The organism is Lysobacter humi (ex Lee et al. 2017) (assembly GCF_054781815.1).
The window spans coordinates 344,094-368,530 of the sequence record NZ_BAAGTR010000009.1 but is presented as its reverse complement, the minus strand read 5'-3'; the positions used below and the strand labels follow the sequence as shown (position 1 = coordinate 368,530).

General features: G+C 68.2%; 14 protein-coding genes. 7 read left to right on the top strand and 7 right to left on the bottom strand.

Going from position 1 to position 24,437, the window contains the following annotated elements; all coding sequences use genetic code 11:
• The first annotated feature begins 132 nt into the window (after positions 1-132).
• Positions 133-1,242 carry an alpha/beta fold hydrolase gene (locus ACYVJJ_RS08620; RefSeq protein WP_460832736.1) on the top strand — a complete coding sequence of 370 codons (1,110 nt, stop codon included), beginning with the start codon at positions 133-135 and terminating at the stop codon, positions 1,240-1,242.
• A gap of 416 nt (positions 1,243-1,658) precedes the next feature.
• On the opposite strand, the gene ACYVJJ_RS08615 is transcribed toward ACYVJJ_RS08620, so the two are convergent.
• Complete coding sequence (locus ACYVJJ_RS08615; RefSeq protein ID WP_460832734.1) at positions 1,659-6,077, bottom strand: autotransporter domain-containing protein; 4,419 nt, start codon at positions 6,075-6,077, stop codon at positions 1,659-1,661.
• A gap of 400 nt (positions 6,078-6,477) precedes the next feature.
• On the opposite strand from ACYVJJ_RS08615, the gene ACYVJJ_RS08610 reads away from it, so the two are divergent.
• Positions 6,478-7,686: a sensor domain-containing phosphodiesterase gene (locus tag ACYVJJ_RS08610; RefSeq protein WP_460832732.1), complete on the top strand. Its 1,209-nt coding sequence runs from the start codon at positions 6,478-6,480 to the stop codon at positions 7,684-7,686.
• A gap of 579 nt (positions 7,687-8,265) precedes the next feature.
• A complete protein-coding gene (locus ACYVJJ_RS08605) occupies positions 8,266-8,901 on the top strand; it encodes a hypothetical protein (RefSeq protein WP_460832730.1) in 636 nt (211 codons plus the stop codon).
• A 126-nt stretch (positions 8,902-9,027) separates the two neighbouring features.
• On the opposite strand, the gene ACYVJJ_RS08600 is transcribed toward ACYVJJ_RS08605, so the two are convergent.
• Complete coding sequence (locus ACYVJJ_RS08600) at positions 9,028-9,408, bottom strand: hypothetical protein (RefSeq protein WP_460832729.1); 381 nt, start codon at positions 9,406-9,408, stop codon at positions 9,028-9,030.
• 539 nt (positions 9,409-9,947) lie between these two features.
• A complete protein-coding gene (locus ACYVJJ_RS08595) occupies positions 9,948-10,424 on the bottom strand; it encodes a hypothetical protein (RefSeq protein WP_460832728.1) in 477 nt (158 codons plus the stop codon).
• A gap of 192 nt (positions 10,425-10,616) precedes the next feature.
• Between ACYVJJ_RS08595 and ACYVJJ_RS08590 the strand changes: the two genes are divergently transcribed.
• Entirely contained in the window at positions 10,617-12,131 is a 1,515-nt protein-coding gene (locus ACYVJJ_RS08590; protein WP_460832726.1) for a hypothetical protein, read from the top strand.
• 228 nt (positions 12,132-12,359) lie between these two features.
• Here the strand turns inward: ACYVJJ_RS08590 and ACYVJJ_RS08585 are convergent, their stop codons facing one another.
• Entirely contained in the window at positions 12,360-12,815 is a 456-nt protein-coding gene (locus ACYVJJ_RS08585) for an RDD family protein (protein WP_460832724.1), read from the bottom strand.
• A gap of 530 nt (positions 12,816-13,345) precedes the next feature.
• On the opposite strand from ACYVJJ_RS08585, the gene ACYVJJ_RS08580 reads away from it, so the two are divergent.
• A complete protein-coding gene (locus ACYVJJ_RS08580) occupies positions 13,346-14,464 on the top strand; it encodes an alkene reductase (protein WP_460832722.1) in 1,119 nt (372 codons plus the stop codon).
• 198 nt (positions 14,465-14,662) lie between these two features.
• Here the strand turns inward: ACYVJJ_RS08580 and ACYVJJ_RS08575 are convergent, their stop codons facing one another.
• Positions 14,663-16,210, bottom strand: a complete 1,548-nt coding sequence (locus ACYVJJ_RS08575; protein ID WP_460832721.1) for a S8 family serine peptidase — start codon at positions 16,208-16,210, stop codon at positions 14,663-14,665.
• 406 nt (positions 16,211-16,616) lie between these two features.
• Here ACYVJJ_RS08575 and ACYVJJ_RS08570 point away from each other — a divergent pair, with 406 nt between their 5' ends.
• The gene (locus ACYVJJ_RS08570; RefSeq protein ID WP_460832719.1) at positions 16,617-17,330 is read left to right on the top strand and encodes a transposase; all 714 of its coding nucleotides are present in this window, start codon (positions 16,617-16,619) and stop codon (positions 17,328-17,330) included.
• Between the two features lie 91 nt (positions 17,331-17,421).
• Positions 17,422-17,607 (top strand): hypothetical protein, encoded by a 186-nt coding sequence (locus tag ACYVJJ_RS08565; protein WP_460832717.1) that lies wholly within the window; start codon positions 17,422-17,424, stop codon positions 17,605-17,607.
• Between the two features lie 222 nt (positions 17,608-17,829).
• Here the strand turns inward: ACYVJJ_RS08565 and ACYVJJ_RS08560 are convergent, their stop codons facing one another.
• Positions 17,830-20,829 (bottom strand): RNA-directed DNA polymerase, encoded by a 3,000-nt coding sequence (locus ACYVJJ_RS08560; protein WP_460832716.1) that lies wholly within the window; start codon positions 20,827-20,829, stop codon positions 17,830-17,832.
• A 69-nt stretch (positions 20,830-20,898) separates the two neighbouring features.
• Positions 20,899-24,345 (bottom strand): methylmalonyl-CoA mutase family protein, encoded by a 3,447-nt coding sequence (locus ACYVJJ_RS08555; RefSeq protein ID WP_460832714.1) that lies wholly within the window; start codon positions 24,343-24,345, stop codon positions 20,899-20,901.
• Between the last annotated feature and the right edge of the window lie 92 nt (positions 24,346-24,437).

The following is a 24,437-nucleotide window of genomic DNA, read 5'->3' as shown; positions in this document are numbered from 1 at the left end:
CCTACAGAGTTGTGCACGACCGGCGCCGGCGCGGCCACCCGCAAGCGGATCGGCGCCCCGTCCCTGCCACCGCCCGTCGCTCGATCCCCGTCTCTCCGTATAGTTCTTCCGCGTCCACATGGAAGTCCCGATGTGTCCCACCGCCTCGCACTTGCGCTCGCCCTCTTCGCTGCCGCCGGCAGCGCGCTCGCCGCCGAATGCCCGTCGGGCGAGTCCTACGACCGTGCGCGCGCCGTCGTGCAGGACCTGCAGCGCATCGTCACGCCCGACGGCGTCGACGACACCTACGCCGCGACGATCGGCGGCATCGCGCAGTCGATCAACGTGCGTGGCGAGGACCGCGCCAATCCGATGATCCTGTTTCTGCACGGCGGGCCGGCCTCGCCGAGCATGCCGAGCCACTGGCAGTTCCAGCGCCCGCTCGAGGAGTACTTCACCGTCGCGCACTACGACCAGCGCGGCGCGGGCAAGACGCATCGCGCCAACGACCCGCAGGCCGTGGCCGGCACGCTCACCCTCCAGCGCTACGTCGACGATGCGATCGAAGTCGCCGAGCACCTGCGCGCGAAATACGGCAAGTCGAAGCTGATCCTCGTCGGGCACAGCTGGGGCACGGTGGTCGGCATGAAGGCCGCGCTCGCGCGCCCCGACCTCTTCCATGCCTACGTCGGCATGGGGCAGGTGATCAACACGCGCGAGAACGAGCGCCTGAGCTTCGAGTTCGGCCTGGCCGAGGCGAAGAAGCGCGGCGACCGGATCGCTGTCGCCGAACTCGAATCCATCGCGCCCTACCCCGGCGACCGCCCGATCACGCGCGACCGCATCGTCACCGCCCGCAAGTGGCCGCAGCAGTACGGCGGCATGACCGCCTACCGCGACGGCGAGGCGAACTACTACTTCGGTGCCTCGCTGCTCTCGCCCGAATACGACTGCGCCGACCGCAAGGCCTTCTTTGACGGCAACGTCTTCACCCTCGGCCGGCTGCTCGACGAGTTCCTGCAGGTCGACTTCACCGGCGTGACGCGCTTCCCCATCCCCGTGGTGATGTTCATGGGCCGGCACGACTACACCACGCCGTCGGCGCCGACCGCCGCCTGGCTGCAGCGCGTGCAGGCGCCCGCCAAGCACGGCGTCTGGTTCGAGCACGCCTCGCACATGATCCCGTGGGAAGAGCCGGGGCACACGCTGGTGAGCCTCCTGCAGCACGTGCGACCGCTCGCGGTGGACTCTGCAGCCGAGTGAGGCCGGCGGCGGACGCACTGCGCCACGTTTGCCTCTCCGGCGCCGGACCATGGTGGCGCGCGTAAGGCTTCGATGACCGGTCAGCCCGGTCACCGGCCGCGCCCGCCACGCTCCGCCTGCGGTTCGATTGCCCCGACAGACCCGACCGATGCGCGGCCCCTCGATCGCGCTCCGCCCGGCCCGCCCCGGTGAAGTCCGTGCCGTCCACGCGACCGAACGAAACAGGCCGCCCGAAGGCGGCCTGTCGGCACAGCATGGACACAGCATCAGGTCGGGGCGGAGCTTCTCATTGCCGCGCCGCGGCATGGGACGACGCCCCTGCGCCGCGGCTCGGGTCTTCCCGATCCGGCGCGACGACGATCATCCGTCGCCGCGACCGCGTTCGACACATCAGCGAGGCCGCGAACGGCAGCCGGTCAGGGCCCGGTCTCCGACGTCTGGACCGAGCCACCGCGGCTGCCACTGAAGACGAGGCGCAGCGCGAGGGTGCGGTTCGAGAACACGTCACCGTGCTCGACGTTGTAGAGCAGCGAGAGCTGCCAGCGCGGGCCCAGCTGGAGATCGAAACCCGCACCCGCCGCGAACGTGTCGGCGTTCGAACTCCGCAGGCCGAGCACGTAGTCGGCTGACGACGGCTGGACGGCGTAGTTCATCGCCGCCGTCCCGTCATTGCGCAGGGCGTCGCGGAACTCGAGCGTCCAGAACGGCCGCACCGGGCGCGTGCCCATCACGAAGGGATGACTGCCCTCGAGGCCGACCGCGAGCGTGCGGCTCTCGACCGTCTGCGCGCGGTAGTCGAGGTCGTAGATCCCCAGACCGGACTCACGGTAGCCGTCGAGCTCGCTGCGGCTGCCGTCGAAGCGCCCGTAGCCGGTCACCGTGCCCGCATCGGACTGCTTCGCATAGCCCATGCCCACCGAGACGAACGTCTGGTCGCCGGTGCGCTCGGCACGGCTCTGTGCGCCCGCCACGCTGCTCCAACGCGTGACGTCGAAGTCCAGCCAACCGCGACCGAGCACGCCGTCGACATGCAGGGCATCGGTGATGCGCCACAGGCCGTAGATCGCGAGCGAGCGCTGCCGCCCGTCGACGTCCGAGCGGCGATCGTCGAAGCGCGTGTCGGACCAGCCGAGGCCGGCTGCCACGCCCACCACGTTGCGCTCGCCGAGCGCACGGTCGATGCCGAGCGTCAGGCCATCGCTCCGCATGCGGAAGCCCGGGCTCGGCAGGTCGCGGTCGCGCTGGCCGAAGAGGATCGTGCCCGCGGACCACGCGGACCAGCCGCCGTCGGCAGCGGACTCGTCCGTGCCTGGGGGCACGGTCAGGCTCACATCGCCGGCCTGCACCGCCACGCGGTGCGACGCGGCGAGCTCGCCCTCGGTCGCACGGATCTGCCGCAGGCGGTCGCGGATGTTGGCCTGCTGCGCGCCCGCGAAGCGAACGCTCGCATCGACCTGCGCCTGCGCACCCTGGATCACCGACGGATCCTGCGTCGGATCCGGTCGACCGCTGACGGTGAGCGTCGTGCTCACCGAGGAGGCGGCGTAGTTGCCATTCGCCGCCTGCGTCGCGGTGAGGGTGGTCACCCCGGGCGCGAGCACGGTCACGGTGCGGCCGCTGACCGTCGCGACGGCGGGGTTGCTACTGGCATACGTGAAGCCGCCCACCGACGGACTGGTCGGCACGGGCAGCTCGAAGCTCCCCTCGCCCACCGTGCGCTGCAGCGGCGCGATCCATGCCAGGGCCGGCACCGCCGCCTGGATGGCGACGGTCAGCGTCGCGCGCGGCGCGGCGGCATGGTTCGCGTCGCCGGCCTGGTCGGCGGTCAGCACGCAGCTGCCCGCGCCCATGATGGTCACCGTGCTCCCGCTGACGGTGCAGACGGCGGGCGTGATCGACGCGAAAACGACCGGACTGGTCGAGGCACCGCCCGTCGCGACGAGGCCGAACGTGGCATTCGGTGCATAGACCGGAGACGGGACGGTGGACGCGAAGCCGGTGATCGACTGCGCGGCCGCGGCGATGGCGACGTCGAGCGTCGCCTGCGGCGCTGCGGCGTACTGCGCGGTGCCCGTCTGGTTGGCGGTCACGCGGCAGGTGCCGGCGGCGAGCATGGTCGCGGTCGTCCCGCTGATCGAGCAGACCGCTGGCGTGCCGGTCGCGAAGACCACCGCATTGCCGCTGGCGCCACCATTCGCGCTGAGGGCGAACGTGCCGCCGGAGACGAAGACCGGTGCCGCGGGGTTCGCGGCGAAGCCGGTGATCGCCTGCGCCGCCGCGCCGATGGCGACGTCGAGCGATGCCTGCGGCGCCGCCGCGTACTGCGCATTGCCCGGCTGGTCGGCCGTGATGCGGCAGCTGCCGCCCGCGAGCGTGGTCACCGTCGAGCCGGACACGCTGCAGACCGCGGGCGTGGCGGTGGCGAAGACCACGGGATTCCCGGACGCACCGCCGGTCGCCGACACGGTGAACGTGCCGCCAGGTGCATACGTCGGCGCCGCGGGCGTTGCCATGAAGCCGGTGATCGCCTGCGCCGCGGCGCCGATGCTGACGTTGAGCGTCGCCTGGGGCGCCGCCGCGTACTGCGCATTGCCGGCCTGGTTCGCCGTGATCGCGCAGAGCCCTGCCGAAAGCATGGTGGCCGTCGAGCCTGCCATGCTGCAGACCGCCGGGGTCGTCGTGGCGAACACGACTGCGTTGCCCGATGCGCCACCCGTCGCGGCAACCGTAAACGTGCCGCCGGGGGCATACGTCGGCGCCGAAGGCGTCGCGACGAAGCCGGTGATCGCTTGCGCCGCCGCGCCGATGGCGACGTCGAGCGAGACCTGCGGCGCCGCCGAGTACTGGGCATTGCCCGCCTGCTCCGCGGTGAGGCTGCAGGTGCCGCTCGCGAGCATCGTCACCGTCGTGCCGGCCAGGCTGCAGACCGCCGGCGTGGTGGCCGCGAACACGACGGGATTGCCGGAGGCACCGCCCGTTGCGCTCACGGTGAACGTTCCGCCGGGCGCGTACGTCGGCGCCGACGGCGTCGCGACGAAGCCGGTGATCGCCTGGGGCGCCGCGGCGATGGCGACGTCGAGCGAGGCCTGCGGCGCCGCGGTGTACTGCGCGTTCCCGGCCTGGTCGGCGGTGAGCGAGCAGGTCCCGCTGGCGAGCGTGGTGACGACGTTGCCCGACACGCTGCAGATCGCGGCCGTGGTCGTGGCGAACACCACCGGATTGCCCGATGCGCCGCCCGTGGCGGCCAGGGTGAACGTACCGCCGGGCGCGTACACGGGCGCGGCCGGCGTGGCTGCGAAACCCGTGATCGCCTGCGTGCCCATCGGCGTGACTGCATTGGACGGCGCCGATGCCGCGCCCGTGCCGACCGCGTTGATGGCGCGAACGTCGAAGGTGTAGCTCGTGCCGTTGACCAGCCCGGTCACCGTGATCGGGCTGCCCGTGCCGCTGGCGGTAAGACCGCCCGGCGTCGAGGTGACCTGGTAGCCGGTGATCGCCGCGCCGCCGTCATCGGCAGGCGGCGTGAACGAGACCGACGCCTGTCCCGGGCCGGAGAGCGTGGCGGTGCCGATGGTCGGCGCCGTCGGCACCCGCGTGCACGTCAGCACGAGGTTGGTGACATCGGCCGCGATCGATGCGCCGCTGGTGGGCGCGATGGCACAGGCATGCCCCGGCGGTGCACTCGACACGCTCACCGCCCACGACGCACCGGTCGGCAATCGCGTGGCGAACTGGAACGTGCTCGCGGCGGCAGGAACGGCCACCTGCTGGACGCTCGACGGCCCCGTTGCATCCAGCTGGAGCGTGACCGTGCCCTGGTGCCCCGAGGCCGTGCCGCCGACCGCGTGCGAAGACGCCGCGAGGCACACCAGCGCCGAGCCGTTGCCTGCGTTCACGCCACTGCTGAGCACCGGCGACATCAGGCCGCTCGCGCTCGAGCTGCCGCCCGCGCCGCCGCCACCGCCACCGTTCCAGTTCTGCTGGCAGGCTGTCGTGCCGACGCCGGCACCACCGCCGCCCGCACCGATCGTGGCGCCGCCGCCACCGCCGCCGCCGCGGCCCGCACCCGCGAACGAGCCGCTGAAATTGAAGGCGGTGCCGCCGTTGCCGGTGACGGCATTGCCCGCCGTCGCCGGAAAGCTGCCGCACCCGCCGCCGCCTGCACCGCCGACACCCACGGCGCCGCCACCCCCGCCGAACGGGCCGGGGCCGCCCGGCACATTGGCGCCGGCGGTACCGTTGCCGCTGCCGCCGGCACCGCCGTTGCCACCGGCGATCACGTTGGCCGTGCTCCACCCGGCATTGCCGCCGCCACCGCCGCCGCCGGCGATCGCGACACGGTTGCCGATCGCATTGCCGCCGACGCGCAGGTCGGTGGCACCGCCACCGGTGCCGAATGCGCCGTCGCCGGCGCCGCCGCCATTCACGGCCTGCACGCCCTGCGCGCCGACCCAGATGGACATCGTCTGTCCGGGCGTTACCGCCAGCGTGCCGCGCACGCGGCCGCCGAGGCCGCCGCTGCCGCCCGGCGAGTTCGGGCTGCCGCCGACCGTGCCGGCGCCGCTGCGCCCGGCACTGCCCTGGGCACCGTTGAGATACACCGTCGCCGAGCTCACACCCGCGGGGATGACCAGCGTCTGCTCACCGCCGGTGTAGCTGAAGGCATGCGCGGTCTCGCCCACGGCGCAGCTCTGCGCCTGTGCGGTGCCGGCGCATAGCACCCCGAGGACGGCGAGCGTGGCGGAACGCACGTGCGCTACATGGCGCATGGCGATGGACGCACGCGGCGCGCGGCTGCACGGGCGCTCGGCCCGGCCGGAAAGACGGTTCAGCATGGAAATCCCCTGTGGACGCCGCCGGCCTGCATCCCCATGCAGTCGGCACCCGAAGGCGGGTGCGCCAGCGACGTCGCCATTGTCACAGATTTCGTGCCGCCCCGTTCAGGACGACCCACGCGCCCCGCCGGCGACTCGGCCGCGCGCATGCGCCGCCGGCGTTGCCGCCACGGTTGTCCCCTGCCCGCCCGCCGACCGCCGAGCCCCTCGCCGCGCGAAGGCATGCACGACGTGCGATGCGTGAAAGCGGACGCCACGCATCTGCGGGTCGGCCGTACACCTCCGCGCCAGCACGTCAGTACGTCCGGCAGTGCGATCGCGGGTTGGTATCGGCCGCGGGTGCGGCGTAGCCTCGGGGTTTCCCGGGCGCGGACGCCCGGCGATGCCACGAGGAGGCCACATGGACCGCGAACCCTCGCTCTACGCCCAACTCGATCCAGGTTCCCGGGCCTTCGTCGCGCGGGTGCTCGCCTCCGCGCGCGACTACCTCGGGGCGCGCGTGAGCTTTCTCGCCGAAATGGTCGGCGGCGACAAATTCATCCGGGCCGCCGACGGCGAGGCCGAAGCCGCCGGGCTTCCCGTCGGCATGCGCTTCGACCTCGAGGACTCCTACTGCTATCGCCTGCTCAACGGGCGGCTGCCCGAAGCGATCTACGACGCCCGCACCAACCCCATCAGCTGCGACATCCCGCTCACCCGCGTGCTGGGCATCGAGTCGTACATGGGCGTGCCGGTGCTGCTCACCGACGGCAGCGCCTTCGGCACCCTGTGCTGCGTCAACTTCGACCCGAACCCCGAGGACTGCGCGCGCGATGTCGCCTTCCTGCGTTTTCTCGGCGGCCTCCTGGGGCAGCAGCTCGACGGCGCCGCGCACGCGGTCCAGCTCGCACGGCAGCGGCGCGTTCACGTCGAGTCGATCCTCGCGTCCGGTGGCCCGACGATGGTGTTCCAGCCGATCTACGAGGTGGGCGCCCGGCGCCTGATCGGCGTGGAGGCCCTTGCCCGCGCCGAGGTGGACGGCAGGGCGCTGCCGCCCGAGCGCCTGTTCAAGGAGGCCTGGGACGCCGGCTGCGGCCCCGACATGGAGCTCGCGGCCATCCGCGGGGCGCTATGGGCGCTGGACTGCCTGCCGCGCGATGCCTACCTCGCCGTGAATGCGTCGGCCGCCACGCTCGCGTTGCCGCAACTGCTCGCCATGGTGTCGCGGGTGGATGCGAAACGGCTGGTCGTCGAGCTCACCGAACATGCGTCCGTCGCCGACTACGACGCCCTCACCACCGCGCTGGCCACGCTGCGCAGCCTGGGCGTGCGTGTCGCGATTGACGACGTCGGCGCGGGCTACTCGAGCCTGCGCCACGTGCTCCGGATCGCCCCCGATCTCATCAAGCTCGACATCGGCCTGATCGAATCGATCGATGTCGACCTCGCCAAGCAGGCGCTGCTCACCGGCGTGATGGCCTTCGCGACGCAGACGCACACCGGCGTGATCGCCGAAGGCGTCGAGACCGCCGCGCAGGCCGAAACGCTCGCGCGCGCGGGCGTGCCGCATGCGCAGGGCTACTACTTCGCGCGCCCCGGCACCCTGGCGCCGCTGATCGAGACTGCATAGGACACGCCAACGGGGCGGCCGGCGGAACCGCCCGGCACGAACGCCCGTCCGACCCATCCCGCACGCGCGAACGACGTCGCCCCCGGCGCTGCATCGCGCCCGAGCCCGAGGTAGCGGCCCGGGGCAACACGCGGGGCAGGCGATCGGCCGCACGCTCGCGCGGGTCATCGCCTGTGGCGCCGTTTTCGGTGCCGTGCTCCACCGGCGGCGACGCGCTCGGCTGGCACGACGCCATCGCCCGTACCCGCGTCATCCGGACGCGGCAATCGCGCTGTGGGTTCTCGGCCGAGCACTGGCCGAAGGCGGCGTGCCTGCAGCAATGCGACAGTGACCGTGATGCGCCGCAGACCCTGAAGCGCGGCCCCGACGCCGCATCGGCATGGCGAGCCGGCTTGCAGTGCCGCGGCCGTCGCGCAGGATATGCACCCCGCACCGACTCACCCGGGCCGCGCTGCAGGCCCGACGCACCCCGCAAGTGCGTGGCCACCGGCAAGAGCCGCCGCTCGCGCGACGCCGGTCACGACGTACCCGCCCCCGGCCCGTGCACCATCGGCCCGTGGATGCCTGCGGACCCCTGCCATGAGGACGACCGACCCCGCGGCGGCGGGGCCCACGCCGACCCTGCCGCACCAGCCCGCGCTCGACCACGCACGCAAGATCGCGATGTGGGTGGCGCGTGCCCTGCCCGCGGCGCCGCAGGCCCGCCGCGGCACGCCGGCGCTCGCGCTGCACAACCAGGTGATCGAGCACCACCTGGGACTGGTCACCCTGGCCGAGGGGCACCTGTTCGGCCCGATGCTGTCGCTGCTGCGCCCCACCGTGGATCGCCACCTGCGCGCGCTGTGGGTCGAGCGGCTCTCGGGCGACGCGGTCGAGCGCTTCCTGTTCGGGCCGGACGCGCCCGACGTCGACACGCTGCTGCGCCTGCTGCGCAAGGCGTCCCGCCTCGGCGAAGGCGAGGCACTGCTGGCGGCATGGGAGCGCTCGCCCCTGTTCCACCACCCCGCACTCGTCGTTCCCGGGGCCGACGCGGGCGTCCGCCAGGATGCACCCATGCACCTCCTGCCGACACTGGACGACGTCGTCAACGGGCTCACCTTCGGCACCGGGCTCGCACTGCTGTCGGCGATGCGCATGGCGCAAACGCTGGGGGATAGCGGTACCGAGCAGTCGGCGCGCTTCCGGTTCGGGGTGATGGCGGGGATCAGGAGCTAGGCGTCGCGGCTGACCTCGACGCAACGCGTTCGCCTCAACGGCGAAGAGTCACGGCACGAACCCATTGACCGGCCGTTCGTGGGCCGCGCCCGGGGTGCGCCGCAGCCCACCTGACGGGTCCCGACCTCAACGTGTCGGATGTTGCGCGATGAACTCGTCCACCGCCTGCCGGCGGGCCGCTGTGCGCGCGGCGGGCGGCGCGTTCGCGACGTCCGGCGCGCGCGTGGTCTGCGGCAGGCGCGCGTCGGGCACCGGGCGTGACGTGGGCGCCGCCCCGGCGGTGCTTCGCGCACGCAAGGACGCGATCGCGATCGGCGCGGGCACCGGGCGCGGGGCCGGCAGCACCACGACGCGACGCCCGTCGGGCGCACGGAAATGCCGTGCCGCGTGCTTCCATGCCTTGCCCGCCTTCGCATGGCCACGCTTGTGGCCGTGCCCGTGCTTGCCCGGCTTGGCGTCGGCGATCCCGCTGGCGGCGAAGGCCAGGGCGACGACGACGGCGAGCATGCCTCGGAGGCAGGAGTGATGCGGGGCCATGGCGGCAGCATGCGCGGGACGCATTCAATGCAGCGTCGATTGGCACCGAGCGCCTGACGGCTGTCGCAATGCGCGTCAGCAACGCGAGCACCGGGTGAAGGCGTCTAGCGTGGATCGGCTCGACGCCCCCTGTGATCGAGCGTTTTCGGCCTGCCTGCACCCGGGCGTAAATGCCCTGCGACGGACAGGGGCGCTTCACGCGTCATGACGCGCGGAGCGTCGGGCGGATCGTTCCGCGCGCGTCCCGAAACCGACCCATCGCTGCACGAATCGGTGGAACCGCTCCGCGAATCGCATCGACCGCTTCGGGAAGCGTTGCGGCGGCCCCGGGAATCACTCCGAACGCTTCCGGAAGCGTTTCGACCGATTCCGATGGCCCTCGTGGCGCCTGCCTGAACCCTTGAACCGATTCGGAAAGCGGCCTGCCGGCCTTCGACAGGCCGGCGACCGCTTCCCCAAACGAAACAGGCCGCCCGAAGGCGGCCTGTGGAACGGCGTGGAACGCGGGATCAGGCCGGCTCGGCGGCCGGGGCGGCGGCCTTGCGGCGCGTCTTCGCCCAGCGGCCCGACAGCTCGCGGCGAAGCTCGTCGAGGCCCTGCGCGCCGCCGGAGAGCTTGATCTGCGCGTAGCCCTCCAGAGCGAAGTCCATGGTGTCGCTGCCGAGGGCCGTCACCGTGTCGTTCAGCCGCGAGGTCAGGCGCTGCAGGCGCTCGAGCACGGGGCGCAGGCGGTCGTAGGCGGCGAGGTCGGCCTGTGCGCCGGCCAGGTCCATGCTGGGCGGCACGATCTTCGGGTTCTGCTCGAGCACGCGCAGCGTCTGGCGGGCGAACGGCTCCGAGCGCGGGCCCATGATCATCAGCCCCTTCCGGTCGCCGGCGTCTAGCGAGATCAGCCCCGGCAGCGCGGCCTCGATCTGGTCGAGCGCACTGCGCACCGCATCGAGCTGCTGGTGGGACACTTCGAGCGAAATCAGGTTCTGCGACACGTCCATCTCCTTATGTTTCCCTGTGTGCGAACGCGGACTCATGTCCGCGCGTCCTTGCTCCGCCGGGTCCGTGGCGTGGTCCGTGCCGGGGCGACGGAGCGGGGTCGAGTGTGGCAGAGGCTTCGTGCGCAAAGCAAAGGATCCGGCTGCTTCAGGAAGTACTCTCGCGGCTGTTCTTTTCCGTAAAGCCCTATGAGCTGGCGCACCCTGTTCGGAGCGACGCGTATCCCGGGTGACGACCCGTGCGGCGCCTTACCGCAGCTGCTGAGCGACGCCCTGAATGTCGCGTTACGCCCTGTCAAAGCCGACGGCGGTGTCGCCGAGCTTCTGCATCTGCCTGCAGAAGAACTTCTCAATGTCGATCGGCGGCTCCGCGCATATCGAGGCGCTGTTTACGCAGCATGGTCGCCGCACACGCTGCGCCACATTGCATCTTGCCCGGTGCAGGACGAGATGCGTCATGCCCTGCTCTTCATCGCATGCGCCCAGCCCGACGGGCGGGAACGGCAGAAGGCGGTATGGCGCTTGGCGGACTTTCCCGCCTACCTCACCTTGGCGGCTGCACTGGTGCGTTGCGACGACTGGGCCGCCCCCGTTCGCTTTGCCGCGCGCGACGCCGTGGTTCGGCTTCTCCCGTTGTGCCAGCCCGTGGACGTCCTGGCCGCCTGGCCCCTCGTGCTGCGCCTGCAGAAGCGCAAACGGGCGGGAGACCCGTGGCTCGAAGAAGCTGTAGAGGGCTGGATGCTCCTGCCGGCGAACGCAGAGGTCCTCCGAGCCGCTCTTGCGAGCAACGCGTCGGTAATGCGGCATTGGGCGTACTGCCGGGCCATCGATCGCGGAGGCGACCTCTGGGTCAGTGCAGTGCTGCAGCCTGATCCACGAATCGGCCTGTATGCGCTTGTCCGCGCCCAGACCGCGCTCGACCCGGTGTCCCTAGGTGATCTCGCCAAGGCAGGGCTACGCGCGCCTCACCCCGTGATCCGCCGGGAGTCACTGCGCACCCTCTCAGGAACAGACCAAGCCGCTGCCGCATCGATGCTGCCGAGCGCCTTGCTCGATCGGTCGGCCGGGGTACGCCGCCTCGCGGCCTACCTCATGCGTCAGAAAGGACTCGACCCCCGCCTCGAGTGGAGGAGCGCCCTCGACCGAGCAGGCTTGCCCTTCCCACTGGGCGCACTGGCGTCGCTATCGGAAGCTCCCGAGGAGGAAGACGATCCGAGGTTCCGCCCGTTGCTAACGGCTGCACGTTCGCAGGTTCGTCAGCTGGCGCTCCGAGGCGTGCTCCACTTAAGTGCACCGATCTCGCCGGCAGAACTCGCAGGGCTACTCGATATGGGCGGGCGGCGGGTCATCGCCACGCTCGCTGACGCCGTGCGCGAGAGCGCCATTTGGCTCGACAACGCACTGATCCTTAGCGTTCTCGCATCGGGCGAGGCGCGGCAGGCTCGACTGCAGCATCTTCGCACGCTGCTTTGCATCGGTGGCCTCTGGGATCGTCTCGACCAGCTGCTCGCACTTCATGTCCCACCGGAGCACACGAACTGGTGGCTCGCAGCAGTCGACGATTGGATACGCCGGAGCGATACATACGCGCCGATCGGCGACATGCGAAAGCGGGACCTGCTCGCCGCGCTAGCCACTCGTGCCACCGAGCTGCAGACCCCTCGCGTTTCGAGGGCTGCTGCTGCACTGCAGCGCTACTCATGAACGGATCGCCGCTACGCACTTCCAGCGCAGCGCAAGGCAACGCGTAAGGCCAATCGTGGGCGTGACCCTGACCTCGTTACCAGCCCCGGAATTCGACTCTGCCCCTGCTCCCGCGGACGCAACGTCTAAAAGCCGAGGGCCCACTTGGGAGGCCCCATCGCACGCTGCGTTACAACCCAAAGCAGAGAAGCCCGCCGAAGCGGGCCTCCCTACCTGTCGCGCCGGCGATCAGCGCGCGCGAACCACGCGCGTCTTCGGGATCGTGTCGTGCCAGCCGGTGCCGTCCTCGCTGAAGAGCACCGAGAACGCCTCGAACGGGATCATGCGGGAACACGTGCGGCCAAGCGCCTGGCCGAACGACGGCGCGCCGCCCTTCTCGGTCACCACGCGCGTGCCGCAGATGAACTTGCCGACCGTGCGCCCGAAGATCGCTTCGAACAGCGTCCAGTAGAGCAGGAACACGGGGATGCTGACCGCGTAGGCGCGTGCGCCCTGCACGGCATCCTCGCCGGCGACGGCGATCACCGGGATCATCACCGCTATCACCAGCACGAAGTAGACCGCGTAGTCGATCAGCATCGTGAGGAATCGTCGGCCCTTGCCGGCGTTGTCGGCGGCAGTGAGCGGGCGCGGTACTTGGGCAACGACGGCGTCGCCGGCGTTGTACGGGTTCTGCAGTTCCATCGGTTTCCCCTGGTGGTGTTGCGGGGTCGTAGGCCGCCGTCCCCACGGCGGCCCGGAAAGCTTAAGGCTTCGAGCCCGTGTCGGTCGGTGCAGCGACCCCGCGAATGGGTCAGGTCCACTTCCGACGAAAGCACTAGTCGGAAAGGGAACCTGACCCCATTTCCCCATTTCCCCGGCGCCACGGATTCCCTGCGAGGCGCCGCTTACCGGGCGCTGCTGTCAGAAGCGCTGGCCGAGCACGACGTCGCCGCCGTCCGCGCGTACCCGCAGCAACAACGCGCGTACGGCCGCGATGGCTTCCGGGCGATGGTCGAGGCCAAGACGCGACGCTCTGCCAGTGTGCGGCCTGCGCATCGTCCTGCTCGCGTCTTTCCTACGATGGGGTAAGTAAACCTGACCCCTTTAGCCGACCCCGTTAGCCGCGGACCCCTGGTTCTCGCCACCGCGCAACGCTGCGTCGCGATCCTGCAGGGCGCAACAGGCCTCTGGCGCCCCCACGGTGTGTGATTGCCCCGAGTCCGAGAGATCCGATGACCGCACCGTCCTCCCCTGCTTCCACCGAACCCTCGCTGTTCACCCCCATCCGCATCGGCGCGATCGACCTCGCCAACCGGATGGTCATGGCCCCGCTGACCCGCAGTCGCGCCGCCGCGGGCCTCGTGCCCGGCCCGCTCGCCGCGGAGTACTACGGCCAACGCGCCACGGCCGGCTTGATCATCACCGAGGCGACGCAGGTCAGCGTGCTCGCGCAGGGCTACATCGCCACGCCGGGCATCTACACCGAGGAGCAGGTCGCCGGCTGGCGCCGCGTCACCGACGAGGTGCACCGTCGTGGCGGCCGCATCGTGGTCCAGCTGTGGCATGTCGGCCGCGTGTCGCATACCTCGCTCCTGCCGCCCGGCGAGGTGCCGGTCGCACCCAGTGCCGTCCGCGCGAACACGCAGACGTTCACCGCCGAGGGGCGCGTGGACGTATCCGCGCCACGCGAGCTCGCGCTCGAGGAGATCCCGGGCATCGTCGACGACTTCCGCCGCGCCGCGCGCAATGCGATCGACGCGGGCTTCGACGGCGTGGAAGTCCATGGCGCCAACGGCTACCTGATCGACCAGTTCCTGCGCGACGGCGCGAACCGGCGCGGGGACGCGTACGGCGGTTCGATCGAGAACCGCACCCGCTTCCTGTTCGAAGTGGTGCAGGCCGTGACCGACGAAATCGGCGCCGACCGCACGGGGGTTCGTCTGTCGCCGGTCACGCCGGCGAGCGACCTGCGCGACAGCGATCCGCAACCGCTGTTCGAGCGCGCGGTCGAGCGGCTCGACAGCCTGGGCATCGCCTTCGTGCACGTGATCGAAGGCGCCACGGGCGGCCCGCGCGACAACCTCCCGTTCGACTACGCCGCCCTGCGCGCGAAGTTCCGCGGCGCCTGGATCGTGAACAACGGCTACGACCAGGAAATGGCCGAAGCGGCGGTGCGCGAAGGTCATGCGGACGCGGTCGCCTTCGGCGTGCCCTTCCTCGCCAACCCCGATCTCGTCCGCCGGTTCCGCGAGAACGCGCCGCTCAACGCGCCGAACCCGCAGACGTTCTACGGCGGCGGCGCCGAGGGCTACGTCGACTACCCGTTCCTGGCGGACGGCGTCGACGGGTAGGCTGCTGTGCGTGCCTCGTACGCCCCGTGTGCGCGGGGCACCTGCGTCGGTGCCCGCGGTCTGCGAGAAATGGAACCCGACGCCTTTTTTCCTACCCGTTAGTTGGGTAAGTGAACCTGACCCCGTTAGCTCACTCCTCAGACCAAAAAGACCCCGGCACGAGGCCGGGGTCCATGTCACGACGCGTGACCACGCATCTCAGAACGTGACGCTCCAGCTGTTGATGTAGCCGGTGTCCAGGTTGGCGTTGTCGTTCACGCGCAGGTTCCACGTGCCGTTAAGCGCCTCGCTCGACAGGTTCACCGTGTAGGTCTGGTTAATGTTGTCGGCACTGCCGCCCGTGCGGTTGTGCAGCACGTAGACGCTGCCATCGGGCGCGACCAGGTCGACCTTCAGATCAGCGATGTAGGTGTGCACGATGTTGACGGTGACCGGCACGCTGCTGGAGGCATTGCCCGAGCGGCCGGACACCGTGATGGGGCTGTTGACCGTAGCGTTGTCGTTGATCGGGTAATCGGCGCTGTTGGTGTACGTCGTGCCCGGCGGCGGCGGCGGCACGCTGCCGCTCAGGGTGTAGAGGAGCCGGTTGGGCGAGCCGCTGCCGGCGCTGGTGACCTTGTTAGGCGTGGAGGCGTTGTTGAGTGCCGCGGTCACCTGGCTCGGGGTCGCCGTCGGGTTCGCCGCCAGATAGAGCGCCGCCGCCCCCGCCACGTGCGGCGAGGCCATCGAGGTGCCGCTGATGGTGTTCGTCGCCGTCGTGCTCGTGTACCACGCGGACGTGATCGACGAGCCCGGCGCGAAGATGTCCAGGCACGTGCCGTAGTTGGAGAACGATGAACGTGCATCAGTGCTCGTGGTCGAGCCGACCGTGATCGCCGAGGCCGCGCGCGCCGGCGAGTAGTTGCAGGCGTTGGAGTTGTCGTTGCCCGCCGCGACCACCACGGTCACGCCTGCACTGGTCATCCGTGCAACCGCGGCGTCGGTCGTCGAGGAGGCACCGCCACCCAGGCTCATGTTGGCGACGGCCGGCTTGACGTGATTGGCGGTGACCCAGTCCATGCCGGCGATCACGCCGGAGTTGGTGCCCGAACCGGTGCAGCCCAGCACGCGCACCGGGTGGATGGTCACGCCCTTGGCGACGCCGTGCGTCGTGCCGCCGACGGTGCCCGCTACATGGGTGCCGTGGCCGTTGCAGTCGGTGGTGCCGCGACCGTCACTGATGGCGGTGTAGCCATTTCCCATGCGACCGCTGAACTGGCTGTGGGTGCCGAGCACGCCCGTGTCGATGATGTAGGCATGCACGCCGGACGCGGTGGTGTCGTAGGTGTAGGTGCCGCTCAACGGCAGGTCGCGCTGGTCGACCCGGTCGAGGCCCCAAGTGGCCCCGCTTTGCGTCGCGGTGGCATAGACGATGCCGTCCTCCTCGACGTACTCCACGCGCGGATCGGCGAGCAGGCGCGCGAGTGCAGCGTCGTCGGCGCGCGCGACGAAGCCGCGCAATGCGTGCTCGAAGCTCTTGAGGACAGTGACGCGGTGACGCGTGGCCATCTCGCTGGCGACGGCCGGGACGCGTGCCGCGCGATTCGATTCGCTCATCAGCCGGGCCGAATTGGCCTTGAGCACCACGATGTACTGGCCCTCCACGGGACGCGCGACGGTGCGGAAATCCGCCCCGAAGGCCGCGGTAGTCGTGCACAACAGCGAGGCGCCGACGGACGCCGACAGCAGGGAGATTCGGAGATTCATGTTCAATCCTTTTGACATGGTCGGAGGGTGCAGATGCGCCACCAAAGCGGCCGACGCGCTGCGCAGTTGCATTGCGTGAAATGCACTGGACCGATCCCTGCCCTGCCGTTTGGCCCATCTCCCCTACACCCGGCAGATCCCTTCGGCCCGCGGCTCAACGATTCCTGAACCGCGACTGTACGTTAGGCGTGATCGCCGTCGCAGGCACGCCGCACCGCAACAACCCGAAAACGGAGAAAGATGGGGTTCGGGGCCAGGAAGGGATGACAACTCGCCCGGTAAACTTGAGACCCCGCCACCGACTGGTTGAACGAGGTCAGGTTCACTTCCGACGCGCATTTCGGGTTCGACCTACAACCGCGATCGCCGCCGCCCTGTGCCGAGGCCGTCTGCCGCATCGCGAGGTATGCCGATGGCCCGCCTCCCACGTCTCGACCTGCCTGGCATCCCGCGACACGTCGTGCGGCGCGGCAACAACCGCCTGCCATGCTTCCTCGACGATGACGACCGTGCGCACTACCTCCACCTGCTGCGCGACGCGCTGGGCGCCGAGCGCTGCCGGCTGCACGCCTACGTCCTCATGGACAACCACGTCCATCTGCTGGTCACGCCAGCGGACAGCGGCGGCGTCGGCGTCCGCCGGATGATGCAGAAGCTCGGGCGCCGATACGTTGGGCAGTTCAACGCCCGCCACGCCTGGACGGGGACCTTGTGGGAGGGGCGCTACATGGCCTGCCGGGTCGACAGCGACCACTATTTCCTGCGCTGCGTGCGTTACATCGACCTGAACCCGGTACGCGCGCGCATGACGGACGATCCGGCGGCCTACCCATGGTCGAGTTGCGCCGCCCTGTGCGGACTGCGCCGCGATCCACGCCTCACGCTGCACCCGACGCAGATCGCGCTCGGCGCCACGGATTCCCTGCGAGGCGCCGCGTACCGGGCGCTCCTGTCGGAGGCGCTGGCCGAGCACGACCTCGCGGCTATCCGCGCCTACCTGCAGCAACAACGCGCCCACGGCCGCGATGACTTCCGGGCGATGGTGGAGGCGAAGACGCAACGCTTTGCCGGGGTGCGGCCGGCGCATCGTCCGGCTCGGATCGGCCCTACGGCCGGGTAAGTGAACCTGACCCCGTTTTCCCGAGAAATGGAACCTGACTCCGTTTTCCCGAGAAATGGAACCTGACCCCTTTTTTCCCCTGCGAGGCGCCGTGTACCGCGCGCTCCTGTCGGAAGCGCTGGCGGAGCACGACCTCGCCGCCATCCGTGCCTACCTGCAGCAACAACGCGCCTACGGCCGCGATGACTTCCGGGCGATGGTGGAGGCGAAGACGCAACGCTTTGCCGGGGTGCGGCCGGCGCATCGTCCGGCTCGGATCGGCCCTACGGCCGGGTAAGTGAACCTGACCCCGTTTTCCCCACACGCGTCAACAGAAGCCATGGGGCAGCGACCGCTTCAGGAAACAGATCGAGGGGCTGACCGGCCGCGCCCTACAGGTGCGGCCCGCCGGGAGGCCAAGGACGCTAGTGAGAAATTGAACCTGACCCCTTTTTCCCTCGGGCCCCAGCCCCGCCGATCAGCGGGACATAGAACCTGACCCCTTTCTGCACTCTGACCTCTATCTCCCCGTTGGCAGCAACTTGCGCCCGAATGCGACAGTAAAGCCATCAGGCACTGGCTTATAAGGTGCAGACGGCGACCGGTGGCTTGACTGAAATCGCCGAAGTGCATCTATCTCAATCACACCGGTAACGAAGTAGTCGGTCAATCCGCCCTTCACGCGCAGAATATCGCGCTGCCAGCTCTCCTTCGCGGGCGCTCGAATGCGGCTGTCGCCATAACTACGATCGTTGCACTGCACAACATACGCGTGCATATCGAGCGCGGCCGACTCGACCAACGAGTTGAAGGTCTCAGTGTCAGGATTCCATTCGGGAACAACTAGAGCATCGATTTCGCCACGCAGCGAAGCGCGATAAGAGATGTTGGTGAGTTCGCTACACACCAAGATGGCGAACCGGAATGTTCCATGCTGGATCACGGGCGGCGATGTCCAACGCTTCTCTGGGGCGAGTTTGACGCCGCCGACGCGATACAACTCTTGCTCTTCGTGAAATGCAGGGCGTTGTTTGTCCTGCCGATAAATCATGGCGGACCGAAACCCCAAGCTGTGGTGGCTCAGCGACGTCCAAACCTGGTGCCCGACGCGGCTGCGCCCGGCGTGCAAGTACTCAACTCCTGCTACCAAGCTGATCCCCCGCCCTTGCAGCTTCTGCGATATGCGCATGAACCAACGTAGCGGAATCGACAGCTCAGGAAAGATCGCATAGGAGGGGCGACTCCGATCCGATAGCAACCCATTTATGAGCTGCGTGACTCGCGAGTAGCGCTCCAGCCCCTTAGGGTCTGGAGATCGGACCACGGCAGCCGTCCAGCTCGCGAGATCAGTTTTCCAGCTAGACACCGCGATGGTCTGACTTGGAAGTGGGCTGGGGAGCCGATCCGGAACATCCAGCGCAAGAATGCCCTTGCTGTCTATGAACGGCAGGTCAGCAGCAAGCTCGAACCCTCGCAGCGCGAGCACGATGGCACTGATCCGTGGCTGGTTGGATCTAACCAATGGATCGAGCGGCAGAAGATAGAGCTCGGCTAGTCCAAACGGCCGCGTCGCAAAGAGAAAGCCGATGGGCGCCCGGTTCTTGGGAAATCCAAGAGACAAACACAGATCGAAGACACCGAACCATGCGTCAGTGGGCTCAAGCGATACTGGTGGAGAAACAACCGCCAACGACTTTCTGCTTGGCACGCCACGATGCGTAATCATTTCGCGCGGCAAACCAATAAAACGCAGGGGCGTGTGCGCTAGATCGTGCGCGAACCATCGAACATGCTGCGCTTTCCGCGCACTTATCGATGTGCCCAGCGGCAAGGCCACATCGGCCATCGAGGCGTTCCAACCATCTTTCTCACCACGGGACAGGCGGACTGGAAAGGCGGCGGTGATCGCCTGGTCAACGGCAGTACAGAGGCGAAGTCGCCACCGATGGACGATCTCATCGTGACTAGGGCAGTCAGATTCATCGCACGATTTCAGCGTGCTGACGCAGCTTAGCTCGACCTTACGAATTAGCTGATCGAGCGCATCGATGATTTGCCGCAACTTAGCGAAGTCCGCACACGCAGTCGCCAACTTGACCACTCGGGGCAGATAGATCTCTAAGTCGAAGAAGTGAGGGAGCACCAAAACATGTTGAATAAAAGCGTCGAAGAATGCGTGTCGGTGGCCCTGCCAAGCGTCAGGCTCTAGGTCCCGCTCGTAAGCCTCGAAGTCGCGCAACTTGATTGCGAACCCCGCCCGCCGCATCGATAGCAGATCCGCTTTCCGCAGGTTGTCAGCGATCTCTCCGTCGCTCTGCGTCGCCGCGACCAAGTCTGTACTTACATGCCGCGCCTCAGATGGCAGATTTGGCATAGCCCGCCACTCGCTAGCGCGCTCGGCGATTTGGCGAGTAATAGACGCCAGCAACGTTTTTCCGCTCGCACCCCGTAGAACAAAAATCTTATTTTTCCCGTTTGCAAACTCGACGCGACTGCCTTGAAGGTAGGGCGGGCAAAAGGAAACCTTGGTTTTCTGCTGATCGCTCCACTTCAGTTTTCCTTGGGCACGGTCAAAGAGCCATTCCCAAATCTCCGTCGTAGACTTGAAATCAGAGCCGTTCTCCATGACTAGAATGATGTCGTCGACGTAGCGACCGTAATAGAGCGGCACTACGTGCTGCTCGACCACTTGGTCTAACTCCAAAAGCGCAACATTCGCCACGACTGCCGACGCGGGCAAACCAACAGGCAATCCTTTTCCTAGAGGCGTTGCTTTGCTCCACGCGATAAGCGCAGAGATGAACAGACGATGCAGCTTGCGGTCATCCTCTCCTAAGTCGAATTCGAACCTCGCGTTGAAGCCCTCATCGAGCAAAAAGTCGGGGTTCAATTCGTGGTAAAACGAGCTAACGTCGGCGGTAATGGCGACGACTACTTTGTCCTCCTCGAGCGCTGAGGACATCGCACGAAGGCCGTTGTCTCTCCACTGTTTGAACGGAGTCAGATACGGCTTGAAAGACCCTAACGACAGCGGGTTAGCTTTCCCCGACTTTGCGCGTCGTAAGCGATTGCCGTAGGCACAGTCCCCAAGGCGGGCGTCGTACTGACTGCCTACGCGAAAGAGCCATAGCGCTGACAGAACGTGGAAGTTGACACTCACATCAGCCATGACACGGAACTCTGCGCAGGGTTTAGCACCACTGCACTTGGCTTCCATCTGCTCACAGATGTGCGTCCACTCGCTCTCTGGCGACGAGAAGATCAAGCCATTTGCGGCCTCGCCCGAGTTGGCGTGGTCGTACTTAACGCGCTTGGTGGCGACGGTCCAGCCCCCAACAAAATTAGGCAACTTGACCCAAGACTCGTCATCTTGGTTTAGGCAAGCCAATAACGCTCGAAGATTTGCGTCGAGCTCTGACTCATATTCAAGGAGCCGTCCGAGCGCATTGTGAGAGGTGTAGTAATAGTCGACTTTCGCCTTGCGGTAGGCGAGAGCCAATTCGTGCAGTGTTATCGCCATATCGCCCCCCCGATTTATGGCATGCATATAAAACCAAAGCCCGCATTGCGGGCTCCGGCTTAGACAAGTTCACATATTCCGCCTGTACTCCCCACCCACGTCATACAACGCATGGCTGATCTGCCCCAGCGAATGCGTTTTTACCGCCTCCATCAGCGCCTCGAACACGTTGCGGCGCTCGCGGGCGGTCTTCTGCAGGAAGCGTAGGCCCTCCCCGGCCCGCGCGTTCCGGTTCTGCTGGTAGCCGGCCACGTTGGTGATCTGCTGGCCCTTCTCCTCCTCGGTCGAGCGGATGAGCTCGATCTCGGTGGCCACATCGCTATGGCCGTCCTTGCCGAGGAAGGTGTTGACGCCCACCAGCGGCAGCGAGCCGTCGTGCTTCTTGTGCTCGTAGTAGAGCGACTCTTCCTGGATCTTGCCGCGCTGGTACATGGTGTCCATAGCGCCCAGCACGCCGCCGCGCTCGGAGATGGCTTCGAACTCCTTGTAGACGGCTTCTTCGACGATGTCGGTGAGCTTGTCGACGATGAAGCTGCCCTGCCAGGGGTTCTCGTTGAAGTTCAGCCCCAGCTCCTTGTTGATGATCATCTGGATCGCCACGGCGCGGCGCACGCTCTCTTCCGTGGGCGTGGTGATGGCCTCGTCGTAGGCGTTGGTGTGCAGGGAGTTGCAGTTGTCGAACAGCGCGTAGAGCGCCTGCAGCGTGGTGCGGATGTCGTTGAACTGGATCTCCTGCGCGTGCAGGGACCGGCCGCTGGTCTGGATGTGGTACTTCATCATCTGGCTGCGCGCGGAGGCGCCGTAGCGCTCACGCATGGCGCGGGCCCAGATGCGGCGGGCGACGCGGCCGATGACGGTGTACTCCGGGTCCATGCCGTTTGAGAAGAAGAACGACAGGTTGGGCGCGAAGTCGTCGATGTTCATACCCCGCGCGAGGTAGTACTCGACGATAGTGAAGCCGTTGCTCAGGGTGAAGGCGAGCTGGCTGATCGGGTTCGCGCCGGCTTCGGCGATGTGATAACCGGAGATGCTCACCGAGTAGAAGTTGCGGACCTTGCGGTCCACGAAGTACTGCTGGATGTCGCCCATCATGCGCAGGGCGAACTCGGTGCTGAAGATGCAGGTGTTCTGCGCCTGGTCCTCCTTGAGGATGTCGGCCTGCACGGTGCCGCGCACGGTCTGCAGGGTCTGCGCCTTGATGCGCTCATAGACCTCGGGCTCGACCACTTCGTCGCCGGTGACGCCCAGCAGGCCGAGGCCGAGGCCGTCGTTGCCTTCGGGCAGCGGGCCGGCGTAGGTGGGGCGCTCGCGGCCTTCGAACAGCGCGTCGATCTTCTCGCGGGCGGCGAGCCAGCGGGCTTCGTCCTCGCGCAGGTACTTCTCCACCTGCTGGTCGATCGCGGTGTTCATGAACATCGCGAGGATCATCGGTGCGGGGCCGTTGATCGTCATCGAGACGGACGTGGTGGGCGCGCACAGGTCGAAGCCGGAGTACAGCTTCTTCATGTCGTCGAGCGTGGGGATGTTGACGCCCGAGTTGCCGATCTTCCCGTAGATGTCCGGGCGCGGCGCCGGGTCCTCGCCGTACAGCGTGACGCTGTCGAACGCCGTGGACAGACGCGCGGCGGGCTGGCCGAGCGAGAGGTAGTGGAAGCGGCGATTGGTGCGCTCGGGCGTGCCCTCGCCCGCGAACATGCGGATCGGGTCCTCGCCGGTGCGGCGGTACGGGTAGACGCCGCCGGTGTAGGGGTATTCGCCCGGCAGGTTCTCCTTCTGCAGGAAGACCAGCAGGTCGCCCCAGCCCTTGTAGGTGGGCGCGGCGATCTTCGGGATCTTCTGGTGGCTCAAGGATTCGCGGTAGTTCTCGACGCGGATGACCTTGTCGCGGACGGTGTACTCGTTGACGTCGTCGATGATCGACTTCAGGCGGGCGGGCCAGGCGCGCAGCAGCTTCCGCGCCTCGGCGCTGAGGGACTGGATGGCGTCGTTGTAGCGCTGGCGCAGCGTGAGCAGCGTTTTGTCGCCGCCGTCGGTGAGGGCTTCGGCGGCGAAGAGGTCGAGCGGCCTGGGCAGCGCGGTGTCGCCGAGGGCTTCGAGCGCCTGCCAATACGACTGCGCGCGGTCGGCGATCTCGGCCTGCGTCTCGATCTGGCGGTTGATCGAGCGGCCCTGCTCGGCGATCTCGGCGAGGTAGCGCACGCGGCTGCCGGGGATCAGCACCGTGGCGCGCGGCTCCTTGAGCGAGGTGTCGAGGTCCGGGGTCCACTTCTCCTCCGGCAGCTGCAGCTTCTCGCGCAGCAGGCGGCAGAGGTTGGCGAACATCCAGCTGATGCCGGGGTCATTGAACTGCGAGGCGATCGTCGGGTAAACCGGCACGTCCTCGTCCTTGAGGTCGAACTTCACGCGGTTGCGCTTCCACTGCTTGCGCACGTCGCGCAGGGCGTCCTCGGCGCCGCGCTTGTCGAACTTGTTGAGCACGACGAGCTCGGCGTAGTCGAGCATGTCGATCTTCTCGAGCTGGCTCGGGGCGCCGAAGTCGCTCGTCATCACGTACATCGGGAAGTCGACGAGGTCGACGATCTCCGAGTCGGACTGGCCGATGCCGGCGGTCTCGACGATGACGAGGTCGTAGCCGATGCCCTTCAGGAAGCCGATGCAGTCGCGCAGCACCGCATTGGTGGCGGCGTGCTGGCGGCGCGTGGCCATCGAGCGCATGTAGACGCGCGGGCTGCGCAGCGAGTTCATGCGGATGCGGTCGCCCAGCAGCGCGCCGCCGGTGCGGCGGCGGGTGGGGTCGACCGAGATCACCGCGATGCGCATCTCGGGGAAGTTGGCGAGGAAGCGGTTGAGCAGCTCGTCGGTGACCGAGCTCTTGCCGGCGCCGCCAGTGCCGGTGATGCCGACGACGGGCGTGCGGCTGCCCGCGAGCTGCCACTGCTTGCGCAGGTGCGCGAGCTGCGCCTCGTCGAGCGCGCCCTCCTCGATCGCCGAGAGCATGCGGCCCAGCGAGATCTCGTCCTCGATGCCGGGGTTCTGCGCGGGCGGCGGGTTGTCCACGCGCGCCTGCGAGGCGCGGCGGATCACGTCCTCGATCATCGCGACCAGGCCCATGTGCATGCCGTCGTTCGGGTGGTAGATGCGCTCCACGCCGTAGGCCTGCAGCTCGCGGATCTCCTCGGGGGTGATCGTGCCGCCGCCGCCGCCGAAGACGCGGATGTGGCCGGCGCCGCGCTCCTTCAGCATGTCGACCATGTACTTGAAGTACTCGACGTGGCCGCCCTGGTAGGACGAGAGCGCGATGCCGTCGGCGTCCTCCTGCAGCGCGGCGCGCACGACGTCCTCCACCGAGCGGTTGTGGCCGAGGTGGATCACCTCGGCGCCCTGCCCCTGGATCAGGCGGCGCATGATGTTGATGGCGGCGTCGTGGCCGTCGAACAGGCTGGCGGCGGTGACGAAGCGCAGCGGGGTCGCGGCTTCGGCGGTGGTCTCGGGCAGGCGGTCGGCAGGCGAGCTCATGGGCGCACGCATCTATTTCTAAGGATGGGCCGATTGTAGCGCGGGCTCCGTACGCCGCCCGAGGCCTGCGTAGGGTCGGTTACGCTGTCGCC

Excerpts from the sequence above, each read along its gene's own strand:
- ACYVJJ_RS08615 (WP_460832734.1), bottom strand. The coding sequence starts at position 6,077 with ATGCTGAACCGTCTTTCCGGCCGGGCCGAGCGCCCGTGCAGCCGCGCG.
- ACYVJJ_RS08580 (WP_460832722.1), top strand. The coding sequence starts at position 13,346 with ATGACCGCACCGTCCTCCCCTGCTTCCACCGAACCCTCGCTGTTCACC.
- ACYVJJ_RS08575 (WP_460832721.1), bottom strand. The coding sequence starts at position 16,210 with ATGAATCTCCGAATCTCCCTGCTGTCGGCGTCCGTCGGCGCCTCGCTG.
- ACYVJJ_RS08555 (WP_460832714.1), bottom strand. The coding sequence starts at position 24,345 with ATGAGCTCGCCTGCCGACCGCCTGCCCGAGACCACCGCCGAAGCCGCG.
- ACYVJJ_RS08600 (WP_460832729.1), bottom strand. The coding sequence starts at position 9,408 with ATGCTCGCCGTCGTCGTCGCCCTGGCCTTCGCCGCCAGCGGGATCGCC.
- ACYVJJ_RS08605 (WP_460832730.1), top strand. The coding sequence starts at position 8,266 with ATGAGGACGACCGACCCCGCGGCGGCGGGGCCCACGCCGACCCTGCCG.
- ACYVJJ_RS08610 (WP_460832732.1), top strand. The coding sequence starts at position 6,478 with ATGGACCGCGAACCCTCGCTCTACGCCCAACTCGATCCAGGTTCCCGG.
- ACYVJJ_RS08585 (WP_460832724.1), bottom strand. The coding sequence starts at position 12,815 with ATGGAACTGCAGAACCCGTACAACGCCGGCGACGCCGTCGTTGCCCAA.
- ACYVJJ_RS08560 (WP_460832716.1), bottom strand. The coding sequence starts at position 20,829 with ATGGCGATAACACTGCACGAATTGGCTCTCGCCTACCGCAAGGCGAAA.
- ACYVJJ_RS08590 (WP_460832726.1), top strand. The coding sequence starts at position 10,617 with ATGAGCTGGCGCACCCTGTTCGGAGCGACGCGTATCCCGGGTGACGAC.
- ACYVJJ_RS08570 (WP_460832719.1), top strand. The coding sequence starts at position 16,617 with ATGCCGATGGCCCGCCTCCCACGTCTCGACCTGCCTGGCATCCCGCGA.